The 8,366-nt window shown below is 71.3% G+C and carries 6 protein-coding genes and 1 pseudogene; 3 read left to right on the top strand and 4 right to left on the bottom strand.

The window, feature by feature from the left end; all coding sequences use genetic code 11:
• Positions 1-104 precede the first annotated feature (104 nt).
• Positions 105-959, top strand: a complete 855-nt coding sequence (locus tag E1193_RS28050; RefSeq protein WP_132186181.1) for a serine hydrolase — start codon at positions 105-107, stop codon at positions 957-959.
• An 87-nt stretch (positions 960-1,046) separates the two neighbouring features.
• On the opposite strand, the gene E1193_RS28045 is transcribed toward E1193_RS28050, so the two are convergent.
• Together E1193_RS28045 and E1193_RS28040 are read right to left on the bottom strand one after the other, a co-directional pair.
• Complete coding sequence (locus E1193_RS28045; RefSeq protein WP_132186180.1) at positions 1,047-1,844, bottom strand: tyrosine-protein phosphatase; 798 nt, start codon at positions 1,842-1,844, stop codon at positions 1,047-1,049.
• Between the two features lie 182 nt (positions 1,845-2,026).
• Positions 2,027-3,025: a TerC family protein gene (locus E1193_RS28040; RefSeq protein ID WP_132186179.1), complete on the bottom strand. Its 999-nt coding sequence runs from the start codon at positions 3,023-3,025 to the stop codon at positions 2,027-2,029.
• Positions 3,026-3,489: 464 nt separating this feature from the next.
• On the opposite strand from E1193_RS28040, the gene E1193_RS28035 reads away from it, so the two are divergent.
• Positions 3,490-3,783, top strand: coding sequence for an antibiotic biosynthesis monooxygenase family protein (locus tag E1193_RS28035; protein ID WP_132186178.1), 294 nt, complete (start codon positions 3,490-3,492; stop codon positions 3,781-3,783).
• Positions 3,784-4,071: 288 nt separating this feature from the next.
• Here the strand turns inward: E1193_RS28035 and E1193_RS28030 are convergent, their stop codons facing one another.
• Positions 4,072-4,974: a helix-turn-helix transcriptional regulator gene (locus E1193_RS28030; RefSeq protein ID WP_132186177.1), complete on the bottom strand. Its 903-nt coding sequence runs from the start codon at positions 4,972-4,974 to the stop codon at positions 4,072-4,074.
• 514 nt (positions 4,975-5,488) lie between these two features.
• Entirely contained in the window at positions 5,489-7,597 is a 2,109-nt protein-coding gene (gene uvrB / locus E1193_RS28025) for an excinuclease ABC subunit UvrB (RefSeq protein WP_132186176.1), read from the bottom strand.
• A 365-nt stretch (positions 7,598-7,962) separates the two neighbouring features.
• On the opposite strand from uvrB, the pseudogene E1193_RS28020 reads away from it, so the two are divergent.
• A pseudogene (locus E1193_RS28020) lies at positions 7,963-8,366 on the top strand (hypothetical protein); the annotation flags it as partial.

The raw sequence follows: 8,366 nt of genomic DNA, 5'->3' as shown, positions 1-8,366 counted from the left end.
ATCATGAAGTTGACGGTGGTTTGAAGATCCACAAAACGGTCAACCTCATGATCAAACCGGGCGCGGGCCGGGGCGAGCGGCGTGGGATCCGTTACGGTCGGCGCATGAGCTGGGACGATCTCGACGCCCGGCTGGACCGGGTGCCCGGCACCGTGTCGGCGTACGTGGGACGGCTGGACGGCCCACCCGCCTGGACCCGGCAGCCGGCCGCGACGCACTACGCGGCCAGCACCATGAAGGTAGGGGTGCTACTCGCCCTACACCGGGCCGCCGAAGCGGACGAAATCGATCTCGACACCCCGGTCACCGTGGTGAACGAGTTCGAGTCCGCCCGGCCGGGCGCGCGGAGGTTCTCCTGCTCCCGTCACTACGACAACGACGACGCGGTCTGGGAACGCGTCGGCGGGACCGCCTCCCCGCGCTGGCTCGCGCACCGGATGATCACCCGCTCCAGCAACCTGGCAACCAACATCCTGCTCGACCAGGTCGGGCTGCCGGCGGTGGCGCGGTCCTGGGCGCTGGCCGGTGCCCGGCACAGCGTCACCGCCCGGGGCATCGAGGACCTCGCCGCCCGGGAGGTCGGCATCACCAACCTGGTCACCGCCGCCGACCTGGCCGCGCTGCTCGGCGGTCTGGTCAGCGGGGTCGACCGGCCCGGACCGCTCGCCGCACCGGCTGCGTGCGCCGAGATGGTCAATGTGCTGCTGGCCCAGGAGCGCCGCGAGGACCTCGCCGCGGGCCTGCCGGCAGGCACCCGGATCGCTCACAAGAACGGCTGGGTACGCGGAGTGCGGCACGGTGCCGGAGTCGTCTTCCCGGACGACGCCCCGCCGTACGTCATCGCCGTCTGCACCACCACCGGGCCGGCAGCCGGGCAGGAACTGACGGACGACGGCTGCCGCCTGGTCGCGGACATCTCGGCGGCGGCCTGGGCGGCCCGGCACCATCTGACCGACTGATCCGCACCCGCACCCGCACCCGCACCCGCGAGACTCCGCCACTGCGGTCCCGTGCGGGGTCGCCGGCCACCCACCGCAGCCGGGCCGCTACTCCAGCAGCTGCTCCCGCAGCGCGGCGCGCACCTCGTCGGTGACGCCCAACCCCACGCGCAGGTACGCCTCGAACGACCCGTGCACCCGGCGCACCTCGTCGTACGCGGCGTCCAGGTACTCCGGCCGCACCTCCAGCACCGGCCGCACCGTCTCGGGGTCCAGCGACGGGTGCCGTCGCGTCATCGCCTCCAGCAGCACCTCGCGCAGGCTCGCGGACAGCTCGTTGTTACGCAGATAGTCGGCCCGGATCGCGGCGTCGTCGACGCCCAGCGCGGTCAGCAGCACCACCGCCAGCCAGCCGGTGCGGTCCTTGCCGGCCGAGCAGTGGAACAGCAGCGGCAGGTTCGACGCCTCGGCGGCCAGCCGCACCGCCGCCCCGAACCCGGCCCGAGCCGGCTCCCCGGTGACGAACCACCGGTAGATCGCCGCCATGGCCGCCGGCGTCCCCTCCTCGGCCAGTTCGTCGTACGCCTCCAGGTCGTGGCCGAGCAGCACCGCGGAGACGTACGTGAAGACCGGGTGCGCCGGGTCGAGCACCGGCAGGTGCACCACCCGCGGTTGACCGACCAGTCGGTCAGCCGGGGCCACCGACATCTCCGAGGCGTCCCGCAGGTCCACCACGCAGGCCGGCGCGAGCCTGCCCAGCACCGGCAGATCCTCGTCGGTCAGCCGACCCAGCGCCGGGGTGCGCAGCAGCCGGCCGGCACGCACCCGCCGGCCGTTGACGGTGGGCAGCCCGCCCAGGTCACGGGCGTTGGGCGCGCCCACCAACTGCCAGTCCTGCCCGACCATCCGACGTCCCCTCTCCGCGCCCCGCTTGCGTACGGGGTGCCGCACATGACACGGGGCGGTACGCGCCCACCGGCGTACCGAGCAGGCCCGCGACGCCGGCGGCCGTGGACCGGGTTTCTCCGTACACGCCGAGGGGCGCCCCGGGTGGAAGGACGCCCCTCGGCGGCATTGGACACCGTGGGTCAGCGACGCGCCTCGACCAGCTCACGACGCCGGTCACGGGAGGACTTGACCAGGCTGGCCGCCGTGGCCACGGCGAGGGTGCCGAGGATGATCATCAGTGACAGCCAGATCGGGATGTGCGGGGCCCAACCGACGTGCTCCCCGCCGTTGATGAACGGCACCTGATTGTCGGCCAGGGCCTCCAGCACCAGCTTGACGCCGATGAAGCCGAGCACCACCGCCAGGCCGTAACTGAGGTAGATCAGTCGGTCCAGCAGGCCGCCGAGCAGGAAGTAGAGCTGACGCAGGCCCATCAGCGCGAAGACGTTCGCGGTGAAGACCAGGTACGGCTCCTGGGTGATCCCGAAGATCGCCGGGATCGAGTCCAGCGCGAAGATGAGATCGGTGGTGCCGATCGCGATCATCACGATCAGCATCGGGGTGAACAGCCGCCGGCCCAACTGGTGCGTGACCAGCTTCGCGCCGTCGTAGTCCCGGGAGATCGGCAGCGCCTTGCGGCTCCACCGGATCAGGACGTTCTCGCTGAACTCGCCCTCGTCCGGCTCTCCCTGTCGGGCCAGGTTGACCGCGGTGTAGATCAGGAAGGCGCCGAAGAGGTAGAAGACCCAGGAGAACTGCGAGATCAGCGCGGCTCCGGCCGCGATGAAGCCGCCGCGCATCACCAGGGCCAGCACGATGCCGATGAGCAGCACCTTCTGCTGGTACTGCCGGGGCACCCCGAACCGGGCCATGATGATGACGAAGACGAACAGGTTGTCCACCGAGAGGCTGTACTCCGTCAGCCAGCCGGTGTAGAACTGGCCGGCTGCGCTGGCACCGCTGGTGATCCACAGGCCGGCGCCGAAGATCAGGGCCAACCCGACGTAGAAACCGACCCAGAGGCTCGACTCACGGATGCTGGGTTCGTGCGGCCGCCGGCCGACGATGAGGAGGTCGACCAGCAGGACCGCCGTCAGTGCGACGAGTGTTCCCGCCCACACCATTCCAGACACGTTCAATGCATTCCTCCGGCAGACACGCCGCGTTGGGGCACACCGGAACGCCGGGTGGCGGCAGGGTGGGCGGTGACGCGAGCTGAGGTGGCTGTCGGAGGTCTCTTCCGCCAGCGGCCCGCGAGCGGGACGTTGACCGATGGAGCCGGGTCGGATGCCGGGGGTTGGCGGCCGACCGTGCTGACGACTCCGTCGCGGGGGAATACTCCCCTCCTCGGCGGCCATTGTTCACCATCCAGGGTCGGCGGCGCACCTCCGGACTCTCGGATTGCTGGCAGCATCACGTTTTCGCGGGCCACATCCGGTAGAGTTTCCTAGGAGGCTAGGTGCATGACGAGGCCAAGTCTGCCGGCTCCGACTGGGGCGGCGGCGCCGAACGCGGGTGCGGGCGGCGCGGGCAGCGTCGGCCATGTGCGGAGACGATCCAACCCGGCGGACGGGCGTCCCGGCGGACGTGCGAAGCTTCGGGCATGGTGCTTGAGGTCGCGCTCATCGACGTAACTCCCGGACACGAGGACGAGTTCGCCGCCGCGTACGCGCAGGCGCATGCGATCATCACGGCCGCCGAGGGCTGCCGGTCGGTCCGGATGACCCGGGGCATCGAAAGCCCGAGCCGGTTCGTGCTGCTGGTCGAGTGGGATTCGGTGGAGGCGCATGAGGAGAACTTCCGAGCCACCGAGTTGTTCGGCAGGTGGCGCGCCCTGATCGGGCCGCACTTCGCCGGCCCACCCCGGGTCGAGCACTTCGTCGACGTACCCGCCTGAGCCACCACCGGTTCCCACCCGAAGTTGTCGCACCTCTCGGTTACCGTGCGGACGCACGCGCGGCACACCGGCCCCGACGCGTTCGGGGGCGCCGGGATCGGTGGCCGCGCAACCTCGCCGTGTCGCGCCGGCCCGACCCCTCGGGTGGACTACTGCCCACGAGGGGTCGGGAGGCGCTGGTGACGGCGTGACCGGGCGGCCCGGCATCGGCGCGGCGGTCGCTCTCGCCGCCGGCTGCGGCACATCGGCTTGGAGCCGGTCAACCACCACGAACTTTGCCGGGCCGGGCTACCGCAGGACGCTGCCGCCGGCCGGACGGCCCCCGTCGACCGCTCCGGCAGCGCGGTCGCGCAACAGAGCGGCGGTCTCCTCCCCGTCGAGCGCGACCGACGCCAGCCAGTCGGTCACCCGCTCGTACCGCGCCACGTCGCCGTCGGTCGCCAGACGCACGTCGGCAGTGAGCGTCTCCAGCATCACCGTGCGCGGATCGGCGGGATCGGGAAACGAGTAACTGGAGTAGCCGGTCAACGGATGCACGCCGCCGTGCGGCACGGCGGAACGGGACACCACCCGGACCATGACATGCGGTAGCTCGACCAGCGCGAGCAGGTGCGCCAACTGCTCCTGCCACACCTCCGGCGTGACGCCGCCACCGTCACAGACCCGCTCGTCGAGCAGGGCGGTGTAGCGAGGCGGGTCGGGACGGCGCAGCACCTGCTGACGCAGCAGCCGCGCCCGAACGTCCGCCTCGACGTCGACCTCCGGATGCAGCAGCCGGCCGGCGCCGATGCGCAGGCGGGCGTAGCCCGGCGACTGGAGCAGGCCGGGCACGACGGCCGGTTGGTACTCCACGATGCTCGCCGCGCCCGCCTCCAGCTCGGCGTACGTGCGTTGCCGCTCGTGCATCTCACCGAGCGTCCGCCACCAGCCGCGGCTGGTCGCCGCGTCCCGCGCGATGACGATCAGCTCGTCGCGTTGCGGCACCGGGACCTGGTAGACGTCCAGCAGGTCCAGCACGTCGGCGAGGTCCGGCCGACTCTGCCCCAGCTCGATGCGGGACAGCTTGGAGGTGGACGCCCACCCCAGCAGGCCACAGACCTGTTCCAGGGTGAGCGCCTTGCGCCTGCGCAACTGGCGTAGCTCGGCGCCCAGTCGCGCACGCCGAATGACCGGACTTGATGACAACGGCATCCCCACCTCCCCACGACGGAGAGTACGCAGGACCATCACCCACTGCAATACCTTGCTCGCAGAATGCAACCGTCCATCATGTCCCTCGGTGGTGACGGCCAGCCGGCGGGAACCAAACGATCCGGGCCACAGCAGGCCGCTCCGGCGGCAGCGCGGGGCGACTGGTCGGAGTAACCGTGGTGGGCGGCCCCCTCGGCGCCACCGGCGAGCGGAGCGGCACCCGCCGGCCGCTCACCGCCGACCCCGATCGTGCGGGTGGTGCAGCAGCGTCGAATGTGCCCGCCACGAACGAGTCCACCCCGTACGCGCCGCGCTCGACCGAACGCGGGTCAACGACGTCCAGCGGCGCACCCCAGCACCGAGGATGACCACCACGAATGCGCCGGCGGCCTGCCGACACACCAGGAGCAGCGCCGAGGCATCCCGATTACCGAGGTACCGGGCGACGAAGGGGCGCAGCCGGGCGTCGGGCCGCCCCACGACGAGCTCGACCGCGCCCACGCCCCGCTGTCGGTCACTTCACCCCGGCAGCGTCCATCCCGCGCAGCTCCTTCTTGAGCTCGGCGACCTCGTCACGAATCCGGGCGGCCAGCTCGAACTGCAATTCCCGGGCGGCGGCCAGCATCTGGTCGTTGAGCTCCTGGATGAGCTGGGCCAGGTCGGCCCGGGCCATCCCCTCCCGGGAAGGGCCGGCCCCGGCCGCCCGTGGCCGGCTGCGGGTCTCCTTCACCGGCGCCTTGCCCCGGGACAGCTGCCGCACCGCACCGCCGACCCGGGACGCCTCGGTGTCCTCCGCCTCGCGGTAGATGTCGTCGAGGATGTCGTGGATCTTCTTGCGCAGCGGCTCGGGGCTGATGCCGTGGGCCTCGTTGTGCGCGATCTGCTTGGCCCGCCGCCGGTCGGTCTCGTCGATCGCCGCCGCCATGGAGGGCGTGATCTTGTCGGCGTACATGTGGACCTGACCGGAGACGTTGCGGGCGGCCCGGCCGATGGTCTGGATGAGCGACCGGCCGCTGCGCAGGAAACCCTCCTTGTCGGCGTCGAGGATCGCCACCAGGGACACCTCGGGCAGGTCCAGGCCCTCCCGGAGCAGGTTGATGCCGACCAACACGTCGTAGTCGCCCTTGCGCAGCTCGCGCAACAGCTCGACCCGGCGCAGGGTGTCGACCTCGGAGTGCAGGTAACGCACCCGGATGCCGTTCTCCAGCAGGTAGTCCGAGAGATCCTCGGCCATCTTCTTGGTCAGCGTGGTGACCAGCACGCGTTCGTCACGCTCGGTGCGCAGCTTGATCTCGTGCATCAGGTCGTCGATCTGGCCCTTGGTGGGCTTGATCACGACCTCCGGATCGACCAGCCCGGTCGGGCGGATCACCTGCTCGACGAACTCGCCCTGGGCCTGCTCCAGCTCCCACGGGCCGGGGGTGGCGGAGAGGAAGACCATCTGGCCGACCCGCTCCAGGAACTCGTCGAAACGCAACGGCCGGTTGTCGGCGGCGCTGGGCAGGCGGAAACCGTGGTCGATCAGCATCCGCTTGCGAGACGCGTCGCCCTCGTACATGCCGCCGATCTGCGGGATGGTCACGTGCGACTCGTCGACCACGGTGAGGAAGTCGTCGGGGAAATAGTCGAGCAGGCAGTGCGGCGGGCTGCCGGGCAGCCGCCCGTCCATGTGCATCGAGTAGTTCTCGATGCCGGAACAGAAGCCGACCTGCCGCATCATCTCGATGTCGTAGCTGGTGCGCATCCGCAGTCGCTGGGCCTCCAGCAGCTTGCCCTGCCGCTCCAGCTCGGCCAGCCGCTCGCCCAGCTCGGTCTCGATGTCACGGATCGCCCGCTCCATCCGCTCCGGCCCGGCCGCGTAGTGGGTTGCCGGGAAGATGACCAGCTGGTCGACCTCGCGGACCACGTCGCCGGTGAGCGGATTGAGGTAGTAGAGCTTCTCCACCTCATCACCGAAGAGCTCGATCCGGACGGCCAGTTCCTCGTACGCCGGGATGATCTCGAGCGTGTCACCGCGGACCCGGAACGTCCCCCGCTGGAAGGCGACGTCGTTGCGGGTGTACTGGATGTCGACCAGCCGGCGCAGCAACTGGTCGCGGTCGAGCTCCTGCCCGGCGACGACCCGGACGGCCCGGTCGAGGTACTCCTCCGGGGTGCCCAGGCCGTAGATGGCCGAGACGGTGGCGACCACGATCACGTCGCGGCGGGTGAGCAGCGACATGGTCGCCGAGTGCCGCAGCCGCTCGACCTCCTCGTTGATCGAGGAGTCCTTCTCGATGTAGGTGTCGGTCTGCGGGATGTATGCCTCGGGCTGGTAGTAGTCGTAGTACGAGACGAAGTACTCCACCGCGTTGTGCGGGAGCAGCTCGCTGAACTCCTTGGCGAGCTGGGCACAGAGCGTCTTGTTGGGAGCCAGCACCAGGGTCGGCCGCTGCAACCGCTCCACCAGCCAGGCCGTGGTGGCGCTCTTGCCGGTGCCGGTCGCGCCGAGCAGCACCGTGTTACGGTCACCGCGCCGAACCCGACGCTCCAGCTCGTCGATCGCTGCCGGCTGGTCACCAGCGGGCTGGAACTCGCTGACGACCTGGAAGCGGCCGTCCAGCCGGGGAATGTCGAGCGCCATGACCCCACGGTACGCCGGAGGTCCGACACTCCGGGCGGCTACCGAAGGTCCCTGATCGGCTTCGATATTGCCATTGTGAGGCGCATCTCGCCGCGCTAGCCTGAAGGCCGTAGGCCGCTCGCGGCGGCCGACCGGGTCGGTGGCCGGGCCCTCATCGGGCTCCCACCCCCGGCACGCGAGGTCGCAGCACCCGGACATCGCCGGCGTGCGCACCCGGCGTGGTCGCGCCGAGAGCGCAGACCGGCCGCCGCGAGCGCCCCTGCCCGGTCACCTCGTCACCCTCCCGCCCCGCCGGGCGTTCATCCCTCGTGGACACCTCCCCCGAGCGACGCCGGGGGCGCGGCCGGCGACGCCGTGACCCCGGTCTGCGCGCCGTGCCCGCCCCACCGGACGTCTCCGCCGGCGAACCGCCACCAGAGGAGCCGACGCACCGGCGCGCCACCCTCGCCGCCCTGTCCGTGGTCGCCGCCGCGTCCGCCGCCGCCCTGGTGGCCGGGCTGCTCGACTGGGTGCCCGGGTCGAACGCCCCGGCCCGCGCGTTGACCGGCGCCGAGTCCGAGCGGTTGGCGGCGACCCGAGTCACCAACTACCGCGCCGTCCGGGCCGGGGTCCGGCTCGTCGTCGGCACCGGCGGCAGCCGCACCCACCTCGTCGGTTGGGTCGACTGGGCCCGCCCGCTGGCATACCTCGACGTGCGTGGGCCCGGCGCCGGGCCGCACCGCGGGCTGGTGCAGGCCACCCCCTCGGTGGTCATGGTCCGCCCCGATTC

This window comes from Micromonospora sp. KC606, assembly GCF_004348675.1.
GTDB lineage: Bacteria > Actinomycetota > Actinomycetes > Mycobacteriales > Micromonosporaceae > Micromonospora.
This window is presented reverse-complemented; position numbering and strand designations above follow the sequence as displayed.